The 15,584-nt window shown below is 69.0% G+C and carries 16 protein-coding genes and 1 tRNA gene; 4 read left to right on the top strand and 13 right to left on the bottom strand.

Going from position 1 to position 15,584, the window contains the following annotated elements; translation table 11 throughout:
- The first annotated feature begins 32 nt into the window (after positions 1–32).
- The gene (locus tag ITJ66_RS09150; protein ID WP_194644416.1) at positions 33–605 is read left to right on the top strand and encodes an RsmD family RNA methyltransferase; all 573 of its coding nucleotides are present in this window, start codon (positions 33–35) and stop codon (positions 603–605) included.
- A gap of 64 nt (positions 606–669) precedes the next feature.
- On the opposite strand, the gene thiL is transcribed toward ITJ66_RS09150, so the two are convergent.
- Positions 670–1,686: a thiamine-phosphate kinase gene (gene thiL, locus ITJ66_RS09145; RefSeq protein ID WP_194644415.1), complete on the bottom strand. Its 1,017-nt coding sequence runs from the start codon at positions 1,684–1,686 to the stop codon at positions 670–672.
- A 25-nt stretch (positions 1,687–1,711) separates the two neighbouring features.
- Here thiL and ITJ66_RS09140 point away from each other — a divergent pair, with 25 nt between their 5' ends.
- Entirely contained in the window at positions 1,712–2,203 is a 492-nt protein-coding gene (locus ITJ66_RS09140; protein ID WP_138946803.1) for a DUF3515 family protein, read from the top strand.
- 20 nt (positions 2,204–2,223) lie between these two features.
- On the opposite strand, the gene ITJ66_RS09135 is transcribed toward ITJ66_RS09140, so the two are convergent.
- From ITJ66_RS09135 to ITJ66_RS09085, 11 genes are all read right to left on the bottom strand, one after another.
- Positions 2,224–3,315, bottom strand: coding sequence for a D-alanine--D-alanine ligase family protein (locus ITJ66_RS09135; RefSeq protein WP_194644414.1), 1,092 nt, complete (start codon positions 3,313–3,315; stop codon positions 2,224–2,226).
- Positions 3,218–4,309, bottom strand: a complete 1,092-nt coding sequence (locus ITJ66_RS09130; protein WP_229938610.1) for an NAD(P)H-dependent glycerol-3-phosphate dehydrogenase — start codon at positions 4,307–4,309, stop codon at positions 3,218–3,220. The genes ITJ66_RS09135 and ITJ66_RS09130 overlap by 98 nt, the downstream gene beginning before the upstream one ends.
- Positions 4,310–4,346: 37 nt before the next feature.
- Positions 4,347–5,087 carry a 1-acyl-sn-glycerol-3-phosphate acyltransferase gene (locus ITJ66_RS09125; RefSeq protein WP_191940861.1) on the bottom strand — a complete coding sequence of 247 codons (741 nt, stop codon included), beginning with the start codon at positions 5,085–5,087 and terminating at the stop codon, positions 4,347–4,349.
- Positions 5,088–5,093: 6 nt separating this feature from the next.
- Complete coding sequence (gene murA, locus ITJ66_RS09120; RefSeq protein ID WP_064296294.1) at positions 5,094–6,464, bottom strand: UDP-N-acetylglucosamine 1-carboxyvinyltransferase; 1,371 nt, start codon at positions 6,462–6,464, stop codon at positions 5,094–5,096.
- Positions 6,465–6,483: 19 nt separating this feature from the next.
- The gene (gene leuD / locus ITJ66_RS09115) at positions 6,484–7,080 is read right to left on the bottom strand and encodes a 3-isopropylmalate dehydratase small subunit (RefSeq protein WP_194601395.1); all 597 of its coding nucleotides are present in this window, start codon (positions 7,078–7,080) and stop codon (positions 6,484–6,486) included.
- Positions 7,080–8,576 (bottom strand): 3-isopropylmalate dehydratase large subunit, encoded by a 1,497-nt coding sequence (gene leuC, locus ITJ66_RS09110; RefSeq protein WP_085510608.1) that lies wholly within the window; start codon positions 8,574–8,576, stop codon positions 7,080–7,082. The genes leuD and leuC overlap by 1 nt, the downstream gene beginning before the upstream one ends.
- A 191-nt stretch (positions 8,577–8,767) precedes the next feature.
- Complete coding sequence (locus ITJ66_RS09105) at positions 8,768–9,877, bottom strand: DUF4333 domain-containing protein (protein WP_194644413.1); 1,110 nt, start codon at positions 9,875–9,877, stop codon at positions 8,768–8,770.
- Positions 9,874–10,800 carry a hypothetical protein gene (locus ITJ66_RS09100; RefSeq protein ID WP_191940859.1) on the bottom strand — a complete coding sequence of 309 codons (927 nt, stop codon included), beginning with the start codon at positions 10,798–10,800 and terminating at the stop codon, positions 9,874–9,876. Before ITJ66_RS09100 ends, ITJ66_RS09105 begins: the two co-directional genes overlap by 4 nt.
- Complete coding sequence (locus ITJ66_RS09095; RefSeq protein WP_121290177.1) at positions 10,797–11,852, bottom strand: serine protease; 1,056 nt, start codon at positions 11,850–11,852, stop codon at positions 10,797–10,799. The genes ITJ66_RS09100 and ITJ66_RS09095 overlap by 4 nt, the downstream gene beginning before the upstream one ends.
- Positions 11,853–12,016: 164 nt before the next feature.
- Positions 12,017–12,089: transfer RNA gene (locus ITJ66_RS09090), tRNA-Glu, on the bottom strand.
- Between the two features lie 108 nt (positions 12,090–12,197).
- Complete coding sequence (locus ITJ66_RS09085; protein ID WP_194644412.1) at positions 12,198–13,100, bottom strand: YegS/Rv2252/BmrU family lipid kinase; 903 nt, start codon at positions 13,098–13,100, stop codon at positions 12,198–12,200.
- A gap of 83 nt (positions 13,101–13,183) precedes the next feature.
- Here ITJ66_RS09085 and ITJ66_RS09080 point away from each other — a divergent pair, with 83 nt between their 5' ends.
- Complete coding sequence (locus tag ITJ66_RS09080) at positions 13,184–13,822, top strand: MBL fold metallo-hydrolase (RefSeq protein ID WP_194644411.1); 639 nt, start codon at positions 13,184–13,186, stop codon at positions 13,820–13,822.
- A gap of 10 nt (positions 13,823–13,832) precedes the next feature.
- Here ITJ66_RS09080 and ITJ66_RS09075 read toward each other — a convergent pair whose 3' ends face one another.
- Positions 13,833–14,927: an acyl-CoA desaturase gene (locus ITJ66_RS09075; RefSeq protein WP_191940856.1), complete on the bottom strand. Its 1,095-nt coding sequence runs from the start codon at positions 14,925–14,927 to the stop codon at positions 13,833–13,835.
- Between the two features lie 372 nt (positions 14,928–15,299).
- Between ITJ66_RS09075 and ITJ66_RS09070 the strand changes: the two genes are divergently transcribed.
- Positions 15,300–15,503: a cold-shock protein gene (locus ITJ66_RS09070; RefSeq protein ID WP_056006986.1), complete on the top strand. Its 204-nt coding sequence runs from the start codon at positions 15,300–15,302 to the stop codon at positions 15,501–15,503.
- The last annotated feature ends 81 nt before the right edge of the window (positions 15,504–15,584 follow it).

Genomic DNA, 15,584 nt, shown 5'->3' with positions numbered 1-15,584 from the left:
CCCGGCTCCGCGCGGCCTGCGAGGATGGGACCATGGCCGGCATCAGGATCATCTCGGGTTTCGCCGGATCACGCACGATCCGGGTCCCGGGCAGCGGGACACGACCGACGAGCGATCGCGTCCGCGAGGCGCTCTTCTCCGCGCTGGAGGCCCGCGACGTGATCGCCGGCGCCGAGGTGCTCGACCTGTACGCAGGCTCGGGGTCGCTGGGGCTCGAGTGCGCCAGCCGGGGTGCCGCCGTGGTCACCCTCGTCGACCGGGGGTCGGAGGCCGCGAAGCTGTGTCGGGACAACGCGAGGATCGTGACCTCGGCAGCGCCTCGCGGCGCGGCACCACGCATCACGGTGCACGCCAAGTCGGTCGCCGCCTATCTGTCCGGGGCGACGGTCCCGTCCGACCTCGTCTTCATCGATCCCCCGTACGACCTCCCCGAGGCGGAGCTCACGGCCAACCTCGCCGCGCTCGTCGGTCTGGTCACCGACGACGGGCTCGTGCTCGTCGAGCGGAGCTCCCGCTCGCCCGAACCGACCCTTCCCGCCGCGCTCGAGGTCCTGCGGAAGAGCACCTACGGCGAGACCGTCGTCTGGTGGATCACGCCGGTCTGAGTCACCGCGTCACCGTCACCGCGTCACCGCACGGTCCTCGCGCCACAACGGCCGGGAACACCGCTCAACCGGACGCGTCGTCCCAGTCGCGGTAGGGGTCCCAACCGGCGCGACCGTCGTAGGCCACACCGTCGACGAGGACCCCGGCACCGGTCCGGGCCGTGCCGATGGTCCGGAAGCCGGCGGGGATCGTGGTGGCGGCCGGGAACGTCGCCAGGAGGGAGTGGTCCTCGCCACCGGCGAGGGCGAGCGCCACATCGGCACCCAGGTCCTCGGCCCGCAGGTCGATCGCGACCCCACTCGCCCGCGCGAGGCGACCGGCATCGAGCGCGAGCCCGTCCGACAGGTCGAGCATCGCCGTGGCACCGGCGACGGCGGCGACGACCCCGGCAGCGATCGGTGGCCGTGGCGCGAGTTGTGCCTCCACCTCGACCGGGTGATCGCGTCGTAGGACGGATGCTGCCTCGGCCGAAGGCACGCCGTCGGTGTCGACCCCACGCGAGAAGAGGAGTCGCAGACCTGCCGCAGCCGAGCCCAATTCCCCCGCGACCGCGACCACGTCGCCGGGTCGCGCTCCGTCACGTCGGACGGGGGCACGACCCTCCAGGTCGCCGAACGCCGTCACCGCGATCATGAAGACGTCGGACACGGCCAGATCGCCGCCGACGACACCGCAGCCGGGCGCGAGCTCGGCACAGGCGTCGCGCAGTCCGTCTGCGAACCCGTCGAGCACGGCGACCGGCAGGTGCTTGGGCATGGCGAGTGCGACGACGAGTGCCGTCGGACGCGCCCCCATCGCCGCGACGTCCGCCAGGTTGCTGGCCGCAGCCTTCCACCCCAGGTCGTGGGCGCTCGACCACGCCAGCCGGAAGTCCGGCCCATGGATCATCGTGTCCGTCGTGACGACGAACCGACCGTCCGGCGCCAGGACGACCGCGGCATCGTCACCCGGCCCGAGGAGTTCGGCGTCGGCGTGCGGCAGGCGAGGGAAGATGCGCTCGAGCAGCTCACCCTCGGCGAGGTCCCCGACACAGGGCCCGACGGTTCCGTGATCGTCGGACGCGCTCCCAGACTCGTTCATGGGATCAACGGTAGCCTGGTGGGCGATGTCCCCGATTCGTGTGCTCCTCGCCACCGCCCTCGCCGCAGCCGCAACCCTGGCCCTCGCCGGCTGCGCGCCCGCCGTCGCGCTCGAACCCGCCGCCGATGCGAACAACCCGCAGTGCGCGGAGGTCACGGTGCGTCTGCCCGACGTCGTCGCCGAACTGCCCGAGCGAGGGACCGACGCCCAGGCCACCGGCGCCTGGGGCGATCCCGCGACGGTCCTCCTGCACTGCGGCGTCGCGATCCCCGGCCCGACCACGCAGCAGTGCCAGTCGGTGAACGGCGTCGACTGGATCATCGACGACGCCGACGCGCCGAACTACCGGTTCACCACCTTCGGGCGCACGCCCGCGGTCGAGATCGTGCTCGACGGCGACGCCGTCGCCAGCAGCACCGTCCTGGCCGATCTGGCGCCTGCCGTGTCCGTGCTCCCCGTCACCGGGAAGTGCACCGCACTCGGCGACGCCGACCTCCCGATCCCCACCGACGGCTGACCGTTCCGGCGCCGCTGCGTTCAGGAGCGGGCGCGCGCGACCTCGATCAGCTCGGTGATGAGCTCGGGGTAGCTGAGCCCCGAGGCCAACCAGCAGCTCGGGAACATCGAGATCGGGGTGAACCCCGGCATGGTGTTGACCTCGTTGACGACGAAGCCGTCCGCGGTCAGGAAGAAGTCGACCCGGGCGAGCCCCGCGCAGCCCAACGCCTCGAACGCCCGACGAGAAAGGTCCTGCATCTCCGACAACTGCTCGGGACGAAGATCGGCGGGGCAGACGAGCTCGATACCGGGGGCGTCGAGGTACTTCGCCTCGAAATCGTAGAAGTCGCGTCCGGTCACGACGACCTCGCCGGCCACCGAGACCCGAGGTGGCTCGCCGGGGAGGGACTCGAGGACCGCACATTCGACCTCGCGGCCCACCAGACCGGTCTCGACGAGCACGGTCGAGTCCTCGGCGAGGGCCAGTTCGATCGCCGCACGGAACGCGTCCGGCGTCGACACCTTCGACACGCCGACGCTCGAACCGGCTCGCGCCGGCTTCACGAACGCCGGTGACCCGAGCGATCCGAGCGACACGAGCACCTCCTCGGGTGCCGTGGCCCAGTCGTGGGCGGTGAACCGCACCCACGGGGCGACGGCGATCCCGGCGGCCTGGAGCACCGTCTTCGTGAAGTGCTTGTCCATGCCGAGGGAGGACGCGAGGACGCCGGAGCCGACGTACGGGAGGTCGACGAGCTCGAGCATGCCCTGCACGGTGCCGTCCTCGCCGAACCGACCGTGGAGGATCGGGAAGACGATGTCGATGGGGCCGAGGGTGAACGGGACGCCGTCCTCCCCGACGACGGTCAGCTCACGGCTGCCGATGCGCTCAGGCCAGCGCACGGCCGGCCGCGAGGGGTCGACCTCCGGCAAGTGCGCGGGGTCGAGCGCGTACCGGCTCGGGTCGTCGACCTCGAGGACGTACGAGCCGTCGTGGGCGATCCCGACCGGGTAGACGTCGTACCGTTCGCGGTCAATCGCGGCGAGGACGCCGCCCGCCGTTGCGCAGCTGATCGAGTGCTCGCTTGAACGGCCTCCAAAGAGCACCACCACTCCGGTCTTGTGCGTCATCGTTGCTTCTCTCCCCCTGGGGTTCGTCGTCGTCGGTCGTGAGGTGCGGTGCGATGTCCTTCGGGTCGAGCGTGCCGTCGAGCACCTGCTTGACCTGTTCGACGATGGGCATCGCGACCCCCTTCGCCTTGGCCAGCTCGAGCACCGGCGCCACGGACGCGAGCCCCTCCGCGGTCTGCTGCATCTGTTTGACGACGTCGTCGAACTGATACCCCTGGCCGAGGAGACGCCCCGCCGTGTTGTTGCGGGACAGCGGCGACTGGCAGGTCGCGATGAGGTCGCCGAGCCCGGCCAGGCCCGAGAGGGTCTCCGGCTGCGCGCCGTGGGCCACCGCGAAGTCGGTCATCTCGACCAACCCGCGCGTGATGATGGAGGCCTTCGTGTTCTCGCCGTAGCCGACGCCGTCGACGATGCCGATCGCGACGGCGATGAGGTTCTTGAGCACACCGCCGAACTCGGTGCCGATGACGTCGGTGTTCACGAAACTGCGGAAGTACCGGTTGCGCGCGAGGAGCGCGACCGTCTGCGCCGTCTCGAGGCTCTCCGAGGAGATCACGGCGGCCGTCGGCTGCTCGCGGGCGATCTCGAGCGCGAGGTTGGGGCCCGAGGCGACGGCGATGCGTGACGGGTCGATGTCGAGGGTCTCGCGGATGACCTCGCTCATCCGGGATCCGCTGCGACGCTCGACGCCCTTCATGAGCGAGACGACGATGGTGCCGTCCTCGAGGTGCGGGCGGAGCGCGATGAGGTTGTCGCGCAGGGACTGGCTCGGGACGGACAGGAACACGACCGAGGCACCGCGCACGGCGTCGACCATGCTCGCGGTCGCCGTCATCCGCATCGGCAGATTGATCCCGGGCAGGTAGTCGCTGTTGCGCTTGGCCTCGGTGATCTCGCGGGCGAGCTCGGGCCGTCTGGCCCACATGACCACGTCGGAGCCACCGTCTGCGAGGATCTTGCCGAACGTCGTGCCCCAGCTGCCCGCTCCGAGCACGGCGACCCTCGTGGCGGCCGGTGGTTGCGGAACGTTCCTAGGACTCAAAGCGGCCTGTCTCCTTCTGCTGGTGTTTCGAGGGATCCCAACGCTCCGTGGGAGCTTGGGCACCGCGCAGTTCCTCGCAGAGGGCGGTGATGGCCTGCATGACGACCTCGGTCGCCTCGTTCAGCGTCTTCGAGTCTAGCTGCCGCCCGGCGAAGGCCGAGAGGTCCACCGGCTCGCCGATGGCGACCTCGACGCGCTTCCGCAAGGGGAACACCCGCAGCTTGCCGTACCGGGGCATGACCTCCTGCGTGCCCCAGTGCGCCGCGGGGATGATCGGCAGGCCGTGCGTGAGGGCGATCCGGACCGCGCCGGTGCGCCCGCGCATCGGCCACAGGCCCGGATCACGGGTGAGCGAACCCTCGGGGTATACGACGACGCCCTGACCGCGTTCGGTCAGGTGTGCTGCAGCGCTGACCGGGTCCATCCCGCGGGCGGAACCCTCGCGCTCGACGGGGATCTGGCCGGACTTCCGCAACAACCACCCGACCACCGGGACCTTGAACAGACTGCCCTTCGCCATGAAGCGGGGCTGTCGCCCGAGCCGCCAGACGGCCACGCCCATGATCAGCGGGTCGAACTCGCTGTCGTGGTTGGGCGACAGGATGAACGGCCCCTCCTGCGGCAGGCGTTCGCCGTGCCGGACGCGGAGCTTGACGAGAGCACTGAACGGCGGGATCGCGATCGACGACAGCAACCAGTAGATCGACGGCCTCGACCGTTCCACCCCCACGGCGGACTACTTCGTTTCGAGGACGAAGTCAGCACCGAGCTGCTGGAGCTTCACGATGAAGTTCTCGTACCCACGGCTGATGATGCCGACGTTGCTGACCGTCGACTTGCCCTCGGCGGTGAGCGCCGCGATGAGGTGGCTGAAGCCACCGCGGAGGTCGGGTACCTCGATGTCGGCACCGTGCAACGGAGTCGGTCCGTTGATCACGGCGGCCTGCTCGAGGTTGCGCCGCGGCACCCGACGAGGCGTACCCGACAGCCCGTTGGGGTGCACGACGATGTTCGCGCCCATGGTGTTGAGCGCGTCCGTGAAGCCGAAGCGGTTCTCGTAGACGGTCTCGTGGACGATCGACTCGCCCGTCGCCTGCGTCAGCGCGACGATGAGAGGCTGCTGCCAGTCCGTCATGAAGCCGGGGTGCACGTCGGTCTCGATGACCACGGGCTTCAGCTCCTCCTTGCGGTAGAACCGGATGCCGTCGTCGGTGATGTCGAACCCGCCACCGGCCTTGCGGAAGATGTTGAGGAACGTCATCATGTCCTGCTGCTTCGCGCCGCCGACGAAGACGTCGCCGTCGGTCGCGAGCGCGGCCGACGCCCAGCTCGCGGCCTCGTTGCGGTCGCCGATGGCCGTGTGGTCGTACCCCTCGAGCTTGTCCACGCCTTCGATGAGGATCACGCGGTTCGGCTCGTAGGAGATGATCGCGCCCATCTTCTGGAGGACGGCGATGAGATCCATGATCTCCGGCTCGATCGCCGCACCCTTGAGTTCTGTGGTGCCCTTGGCACGGACCGCCGTGAGCAGGACCTGCTCCGTGGCGCCGACGCTCGGGTACGGGAGATGCACCGTCGTCCCGTGGAGACCGTTCGGGGCCGAGAGACGGATGCCCTGCGGGAGCTTCTCCACGACCGCGCCGAACTTGCGGAGCGCGTCGAGGTGGAAGTCGATGGGGCGGTCGCCGATGCGGCAGCCTCCGAGGTCGGGGATGAACGCCGCCCCGAGGCGGTGGAGCAGCGGCCCGCAGAACAGGATCGGGATCCGGGAGAAGCCGGCGTGCGCGTCGATCTCCTCCATGTGGGCGGACTCGACGTTGGTCGGGTCGAGGCGGAGCTCGTTCGGGTTCTCGCCCTCCGTCACGTCCACGCCGTGGATCTCGAGCAGGGAGCGGACCACCCGGACGTCGCTGATGTTCGGCACGTTGCGCAGGACGCTGACGTTCTCGCCGAGCAGCGACGCCACCATCGCCTTGGTCACGAGGTTCTTGGCACCCTTGACCTCGATGCGGCCCCGGAGCGGGATACCGCCGTTGATCGTGATGCGGTCGACATCGAGTCCGACCGACGAGCCTGCCGCCTGTGACGCCTGGACGAGTGAATTCAAACCGGTACCTACTGCCTTGCTACTTGACGGGAATGGTGCGGGGCAGCCAGTTCGGCCGCCGGGCTTCGAATGCGGTGATCTGCTCCTCGCTACGGAGCGTCAGCCCGATGTCATCGAGTCCTTCGATGAGCCGCCACCGAGTGTAATCGTCGACCTGGAACGAAACCGTGAGATCGCCGACCGTGATGGTGCGGGAGATGAGGTCGACGACGGAATCCGCGCCTGGAGCGGCCTCGATCGCAGCCCAGAGCTGCTCGAGCTCCTCCTCCGTGACCTGGGCGGCCAGGAGGCCCTGCTTGCCGGAGTTCCCGCGGAAGATGTCGCCGAAGCGGGACGACACGACGACCTTGAACCCGAAGTCGCGCAGCGCCCAGACGGCGTGCTCACGCGACGACCCGGTACCGAAGTCGTGCCCGGCGACGAGGATGCTCGCGCCCTGGTAGGCCGGCTGGTTCAGGATGAAGTCGGGGTCCTGGCGCCATCCGGCGAAGAGTGCGTCCTCGAAGCCCGTCTTCGTGACCCGCTTCAGGTAGACGGCGGGGATGATCTGATCGGTGTCGACGTTGGAGCGCCGCATCGGAGCGGCGACGCCGGTGACGGTCGTGAACTTGTCCATCAGGCGTGCACGCCTTCCTGCTCGGTGGCCGCGTGTCTGCCGGGCTCGACCTCGAGATCGGCCGGGCTGGAGAGCGTGCCTCGGATGGCGGTCGCCGCGGCGACGAGCGGTGAGACGAGGTGCGTGCGGCCGCCCTTGCCCTGGCGACCCTCGAAGTTGCGGTTCGACGTCGAGGCGCAGCGCTCCCCCGGAGCGAGCTGATCGGGGTTCATCCCGAGGCACATGGAGCATCCGGCGAACCGCCACTCCGCACCGAAGTCGGTGATGATCTTGTCGAGCCCCTCGGCCTCCGCCTCGATCCGAACCCGGGCGGAACCCGGGACCACCATCACCCGCACACCCTCGGCCTTCGTGCGGCCCTCGATGACGGATGCGAACGCCCGCAGGTCTTCGATCCGGCTGTTCGTGCAGGAGCCCATGAAGACCGCGTCCACCGGGATCTCCTTCATCGGGGTCCCGGCTTCGAGTGCCATGTACTCCAGCGCGCGCTCGGCTGCGGAGCGCTCGTTCGGGTCGGCGATGGCCGCGGGGTCGGGAACGTTCTCGCTGAGCGAGACGCCCTGGCCCGGGTTGGTGCCCCAGGTGACGAAAGGTTCCAGCGCGTCGGCGTCGAGGAAGACCTCGGCGTCGAAGGCGGCGCCTTCATCGGTCGCGAGGGTGTCCCAGTAGGCGACGGCTTCGTCCCAGTCGGCTCCGGTCGGAGCGTGCGGGCGGCCCTGCAGGTAGTCGTAGGTGATTTGGTCCGGGGCGACCATGCCGGCACGGGCACCGGCCTCGATCGACATGTTGCAGATCGTCATGCGGCCCTCCATGGAGAGCGCACGGATCGCCGAGCCGCGGTATTCGAGGACGTAGCCCTGCCCGCCGCCGGTGCCGATCTTCGCGATGACGGCGAGGATGATGTCCTTCGCGGTCACGCCCGGCCGCAACGTGCCTTCGACGGTGATCGCCATGGTCTTGAACGGCTTCAACGGCAGCGTCTGCGTGGCCATGACGTGCTCGACCTCGCTGGTGCCGATGCCGAAGGCCATGGCCCCGAAGGCGCCGTGGGTCGAGGTGTGCGAGTCGCCGCAGACCACCGTTATCCCGGGCATCGTGAGGCCGAGCTGCGGCCCGACGACGTGCACGATCCCCTGATCGAGGTCGCCGAGGGAGTGGATCCGCACCCCGAACTCCGCGGCGTTGCGACGGAGGGTCTCGATCTGCGTGCGGCTGGTGAGGTCGGCGATCGGCTTGTCGATCGCGAGCGTCGGGGTGTTGTGGTCCTCGGTCGCGATCGTGAGGTCGACGCGACGCAGCGGCCGGTCGGCCAGGCGGAGACCGTCGAAGGCCTGCGGGCTCGTCACCTCATGGACGAGGTGCAGGTCGATGTAGATGAGGTCGGGCGTGCCGTCCTCACCCTTGACGACGAGGTGGTCGTCCCAGACCTTCTCGGCGAGCGTGCGCGGGTGCTCGGGAATGCTCGGGACGGACGGATCGGCGTTCAGCTGCGACATGTCGTGGAATTCCTTCAAACGATGAGTGGTCAGGCGTCAGCGACCTCCGCGACGAGGGAGCCTGGATCTAGGCCTCGTCGCGGCTGGGAAGGAGGAGCAGCCCGGACAACATTCGCCCAGCGTACCACCCGGTCCGTGGCGAAGCCGTCGGCACCGTCGTCGCTCGAGGGGACGCCGGTGCCGACACCGTGCTACTTCGGCGCGTCGATCCCGACGCGGTACTGCCCCTGGTCGTTGATGACCTCGACGGCCACCGGGTAGCTCTTCGCGTTGTACGAGAACGTGCACTCGAACTGTGTCCCGGTCGTGGCCGGCTGATCGCTCGGGCACTCGACCTTCTCGACGTCTGCGAGGCCGAAGTCCTGCTTGAGCACCTCGGCCACACCGGTCTGCACCGAGCCGCGGTCGAGCATCGGCGTGAACAGGCGACCGACCGAGAGGAGGGTGAGCGGGACGGCGATGAGCGATGCGGCGACCGCACCGATGAGCACGCCGATCCAGAGTTTGCGCCCGAGCGGCTTGCGCGCGGGTTTCCGGCTCGGAGCAGGCTGCTGGCCCGCGACGCCGTACTCGGGGCCGGGACGGAACGGACCGGTCTGCTGTGGACCGGACTGCGATCCTTGCTGTTGCGGACCTGGCTGGAACGGGCCGGTCGGGTGCTGCGCCTGTCCCGGACCGAAGGGCTGTGGCCCGGTCGGGCGTGCCTGACCGTAAGGAGGTTGACCCTGCGGCCCCTGAGGCTGGCCCTGCGGCGCGCCGAATGGACGTCCCTGTGGAGCCTGGCCGGGGGCCCGACCCTGCTGAGGACCCCCGGGCGCGTGACCGGGCTGACCAGTCGATGTCGGGGGCCGGAACCCGTCCGGACCGCCTGGCCGCCCCTGCTGCTGCGGCTGCTGGTTCGGGCCTGCGTTCGAGGGCCGCTGCTGCTGCACCCACGGCTGCCCACCGGGCGCGCCGGCGAACGGCGCTCCAGGCTGGGTGGGCGGCTGCGGCGCTGGACCGTTGGACTGCTGCCCTGGGGCGTCTCCCTGCGGACGGGGCCCTCCGCCGGCCTGACCAGGCGCGGACAGCTGAGACGGGCCGTTCTGCGACGGGACGCCCTGCGGTGGTCCGTTCTGACCCTGCGGCGCGCCGTTCTGGGGTGCACCGTTCTGCGGCGGCGTCTGACGCTGCGGGCTTCCCGGTCCGAACTCCAGGCGAGGTGCGTTCGGGTCGGGGAATCCCGGCGGCTGCTGGTCGGGGCGCAGGGGGCCGCCGACCGGGGGCTTTCCGAGGTCCTCGGGCTTCTGGTCGTCGGTCATTTCCTCAACTCCTCGATCCGATCCCAGAACGCGGCCTGATCGGCCGCCGGGATCACCGTCACGTCGAATCCTGATGGTGCGGTCGGCAGGTCCTCGAGCGTCGACGTGCCCGACACCTCGAAGCCGGCCTGCAACTGCAGCGTCGTCTTGCTCTCGACCGTCCCGCTCAACTCCATTTTCACGAGGCCGCCCTCGGCGTTCTGGAAGATCGTCACCGGGAGGAGCGTCGCGAGGTCGTCCTCGCTGAACGACGCGACGAGGTCGTCCGGGAGGTCGAACAGCGTCCCGACGGCCAGCACGCTCTCGAGGCTCGCGCTCGTCGAGATCTGCGAGGAGCCGTCGTTGCGCATCGAGACGACGACGCTGCTGAGCGCGCCGTCCCCCGAGCTGCGAGTGGTTTCGACCGCGCTGTAGATGTCGCACGCGATGGAGATGCCGGGGTAGACGCAGGCCGGCCCGAGCGAACCTTCGGCGTCCTCGTCAGCCACGTACTGCGTCTGGACGGCCACCCACTCCGTGGGCGCGAGCTCCTTGAGTTCACCGCCGAGCAGCAGGAGGTCGTAGTCGACTCCCGCCTGGTGATAGATGTCGACGGTGTCCCCGTCGGCCGAGCCCTTGTCCTGGCTGAACGACGCGGTCGGGTCGCCGAAGAGCACGACCGAGTCGTTCTCGTGCGACTCGAGGTCTCCCGAGACGGCGTGGACGTATGCCGACCCGATCACGTCCGGCGCCTGGCCGATCTGGGCTGACAGCAACTCCAACCTCGCCTCGGCGAGATCCTGCATGTAGCTCTGCTGGGCGGCGGCGTCGGGGAACGCCGATCCGGGCGTCGTGCACGCGCTCAAGGCGAGCGCGGCGCTCCCGGCCAGAGCCAGGACGCCGATCCGCCGCCGGCGTCGCGTCATACTCGCGCTGGCGGTCATGACCCCTCCGCCAGAGCGTCGTTGTACAGGGTGAGCGCCCGCTGTCCGAGGACGGGGCCCTCGAGCCAGGAACCGTCGCCGCGCGAGGTGACCGAGGTGACGTACCCGGCGCCGGTGGCGGGATCCAAGCGGGTGAGCCAGCCCCCGCCCGAGCAACCCGGGGTCATGAGGCAGTCGACCCGGTATCCGGCGTATCCCTTCGTGGCGGCCTGGCTCGCGCAGTAGCGCTGCGACTGTCCGTCGAACGGTGCGGCGGACGGATACCCGATCACCGTGATGCCCTCGGGCGGCGTACCGAACGAGATGCCCTGACCGCCGGTCACCTCCTGGATCTTCTGGCCTGCAGCGTTCGGGGCGAGCCGGATGAAGGCGAAGTCGTAGGCCCAGCCGTTGCCGCTCGTCGCACCGCTGGCGTCCGAGGTCGCCTCACTCGTGAACTCGTCGGGGACGTAGGTGCTGACCCCGGCCCACTGCCCGTAGGGCTGGGTCTGGCCGTTGGCCGCGTCGGCCGGGATGAAGATGATGTTCTCGGCGAGCTGTTTGCCGTACGTGTCCCAGACGCAGTGGCCCGCCGTCAGGACGAGGTCCATGGTCGGGGCGTTGACGACGCTCGCGGAACAGACGTACGTGGCACCGCCGATGGAGAAGTACAGACGTCCCTGCGTCGCCGCCGCCAAGCCGGTCGCCGGGTACGGGTCGCCGGCTGCTGTCGGGGTGATGGCCTTGACGTCGACGTCGGGACCGACCCCGGTACTCGGGTGCACGACCACGCCGGTGGCCTGGTCGCCCGTGAGCGTGTCCTCACCCGGCTTCAGATCCGGTGCCGTCGCTCCGCCGAACTTGTCGTCGGTCCAGTAGTCGTTGACCTCCTGAGGACTCGCGTCGAAGTCCTTGCGCAGCGTGTCGTCGGTGCCGCCGGCGACGTCGACGACGGGGCCGGCACCGCCGGCCACGGGCTCCCCCGTCACCGGGATGGAGCACCCCGTCAGCAGGGCGGCGAGGATCAGGACTGCGGCTGTCGCCGGAGCGCGGCGCTTCTGCTTCACGGTCACCCGGCCAAGCTAGCACGCAGCGGCACTCGGCGAGATCGGTGCGGGCCCTGCCTTCGGAGCGTCCCGGAAGGCCCGCGTGGCCATCCCGAGGCGCACTCGAGCCGCCAAATGAACGAAGCCCCGCTTCCTGATGACTCAGGAAAGCGAGGCTTCGTTCGGTGTTGTGACCCCAACGGGATTTGAACCCGTGCTGCCGCCGTGAGAGGGCGGTGTCCTAGGCCGCTAAACGATGGGGCCGTAAGCAACGGATATGAGTATGCCATACGATTTCGAGCCGTACAAATCGAGGCCACCAGCGGCATCCGACGGGCGTGTCGCGCGGTGGTCGTGCTCGGGCGGACGCGGTCACGCGAGCACTCGGAGGGCGCCGGGGACCACGTCGATCGTGACCGGCAGCGGACCGATGCGCTCCCCGTCGGCGTAGGCCGTGATGCCGTCCGCGGCGATCGAGACCGAACGGACCCTCGACAGTCGCACGATGTCGAGATCCGTGTGGGCACCCGAGAAGACCTTGGGGAACAGCCGGAGGAACCGGAATCGGGACACGGGTGTGACGACGAAGAGGTCGAATCGGCCGTCGGCGAGGTCCGCCTGCGGCGCGATGAGCATGCCTCCACCGATCGAGGTGTTGTTCGCGACGGCGAGGAGGACGGCGTCGACCGTCTCCGGCGCCCCGTCCACGGTCAGCTCGTACCGGCGGGGTCGCAGGGCCAGGAGCTCACGGAGGATCGCGATCGTGTACCGACTGCGCCCGCGCGGCCGTCGCATGCGGTTCGCCCGTTCGTTGACGAGGGCGTCGAAGCCTGCGGACACCGCACCGACGAACCAGGTCGTCCGCTCGCCGTCCGTCACCGTGCCGGCGTCGATCACGCGCGGCTCGCCCTCGAGCGCACGGAGCAGGGACGCGATCGCGGCTGCGGGATCCCCCAGCGGGATCCCGAGTCCCCTGGCGATGTCGTTGCCCGTACCGGACGGGACCACGCCGAACGGCAGGCCCGAGTCCCGCACCGCCTCGACGGCCAGACTCACCATGCCGTCGCCACCGACGACGACGAGCGCGTCCAACCCAGCCTCGATGGCAGTCTGCACCGCGCTCCGGAGCTGCCCGACGGTCTGCTCCTGCAGACGGACGGCGCGGTGCCCGGCTTGCTCGAGGGCGTCGAGCACCATCGGGCCCACGGTTCGGGTCGAGCCGAACGACGCGGTCGGGTTGATGGCGACGCCGATGCGTCGGGGCTGCGTGGTCACCTGCCGATTCTGACAGGCCCACGGCGGCTGGATACCCGGACGACCGGGTTGCCCCCGGCGCTCCCACGGTATTCACTCGTCCTATGAGACTCACGAAGTTCGAACATGCAGCATTCCTCCTTGAGACGGACGGCGCCAAGCTGATCGTCGACCCGGGCGCGTTCACGTCGCCAATGGCCGATGTGGAGCACACCGCGGCGGTCCTGATCACGCACCTGCACCCCGACCACTGGACCGCGGAGCACCTCGACCGCATCCTCGCCGCGAGCCCGGATGCCGTCCTCTACGGACCGGCCGGTGTCGCCGCCGCCGCGGACGGCTACGACATCACCGTCGTCGCTCCGGGAGACGTGGTCGAAGCCGGGCCGTTCACGCTCCGCTTCTTCGGAGGGACCCACGCGGTCATCCATTCGTCGATCCCGGTGATCGACAACGTGGGCGTCCTCATCAACGACCTGGTGTACTACCCCGGCGATTCCTTCGCCGTCCCCGAGGGCGTCGAGGTCGACGTCCTGGCCGCCCCGGCTGGTGCACCGTGGATGAAGATCTCCGAGGGCATGGACTTCGTCACCGCCGTCGCGCCGAAGCGCGCGTTCGGGACACACGAGATGGTGCTCTCAGGGCCGGGACAGAGCATGTCGCACGACCGCCTGCAGTGGGCGACCGAACAGGGCGGCGGGACCTACTACCCGCTCGCCCCGCTCGACACGCTCGAGGTCTGAGCCGGATCGACTACCGGCGGCGGAAGTTCGCCGCCGCCGGGCAGTCGAACGGGTCGCGGGCTGAGAGCCCGACCCGGTTGAGGTACTCGATGACGATGGCGTAGGACTGCAGCAGGGTCGTCTCGGTGTACGGCACCTGCTGGGTCTCGCAGTGCTCTCGAACGATGACGCGAGCACGGGCCAGAGCCGGGCGAGGCATGCTCGGGAACAGGTGGTGCTCGATCTGGTAGTTCAGGCCGCCCATGAAGGTGGCCATGCCGAAGCCGCGGACGTTGCGCGAGGTCAGCACCTGCTTGCGGAGGAAGTCGAGCTTCATGTCGGCCGGGATGATCGGCATGCCCTTGTGGTTCGGCGCGAAGGACGCACCCATGTAGACACCGAAGACCGCGAGCTGGACGCCGAGGAACGCGAACGCCATGCCCACGGGCAGGAAGAGGAAGATCGCAGCCAGGTACAGACCGACGCGGGCGACGATCATGCTGATCTCGGCGGCGCGGCCGTCGACCTTGCCCGGACCGAAGAGGGTCTTGAAGGACAGCGCGTGGAGGTTGATGCCCTCCAGCATGAGGAGGGGGAAGAAGAGGTAGCCCTGCTTCCGGGTGATCAGCGCCTGCAGGCCTTTCGCCTTCGCCGCGTCCTCCTCGATGAAGGAGATCGTGTCGATCTCGATGTCGGGGTCCTTGGTGACCTGGTTCGGGTTCGCGTGGTGGCGCGTGTGCTTCGTCATCCACCACGAGTAGCTGATGCCGACGATGCCCGCCGCGAGGAAGCGGCCGGCGCGGTCGTTCGCCCGACCCGACTCGAAGACCTGACGGTGCGAGGCCTCGTGGGCGAGGAAGGCGAACTGGGTGAGGATGATGCCGAGCGCGCCGGCGATGAGCAACTGGAACCAGGACTCGCGGAGCAGGACGAACCCGGTGACGCAGCCGAGGAGCGCGATCACGAGGAACGAGAACGTCAGGATGTAGAACATGCGGTGGCGGCGGAGGAGTCCCGCCTCGCGAACCGTCTTCAACAGCGACGAGTAGGAGCTGGTGACGTTCGTGGCGCCGGGCTTGCGGGGGCTCGTGGCACGAACCGGGCCGAGGATGGCTTCAGTTGACATGGGCACTCCGGAGGAATCGTGTCGACTTCCCAGCCGGGGTGGTGAGCGGACGCTCGGGCGAGCATGCGCTCTGCAGATGGCCTCAGCCTACGGTCGACGGCTGGGGAATCACCGCAGACCGCGAGATCCGCTGGAGATACCCAGGCATCACGTCGAATGTCGGAAAAAGATGCAGAATTGGCCAATCCGTTACGTGTTCGGCTGCCGTTTCGAGCCGAGATGGGCTAACGTGGATCGAAGTTGTTGTGTTGCGCAGGTATTTCAAGCCGCGTTTCCACCGATGGATACGCTGCTTTTCTGAGGAGCGAGCAAAGAACACCGCGACGAACGGGCCCGAAAGTCGGGAACGGTCACTCATGAAAGAGGAAATACATGTCAACTGGAACTGTGAAGTGGTTCAACGCCGAAAAGGGCTTCGGATTCATCACTCCTGACGACGGCAGCGCCGACGTCTTCGCACACTTCTCCGCCATCGCGACGAGCGGCTACCGCTCGCTCGAGGAGAACCAGAAGGTCGAGTTCGAGACCAACCAGGGCCCCAAGGGCCTGCAGGCCGAGAACATCCGCCCCCTCTGATTCTCTGATCAGTCGGAGCTGACGATCCGAGCGGCCGGTCATTCCAGCCCTCGCGTCTGAGACACCGAGAACCGCCCCTGA

The sequence above is a fragment of the Plantibacter sp. VKM Ac-2885 genome, assembly GCF_015351205.1.
GTDB lineage: Bacteria > Actinomycetota > Actinomycetes > Actinomycetales > Microbacteriaceae > Plantibacter > Plantibacter auratus.
This window is presented reverse-complemented; position numbering and strand designations above follow the sequence as displayed.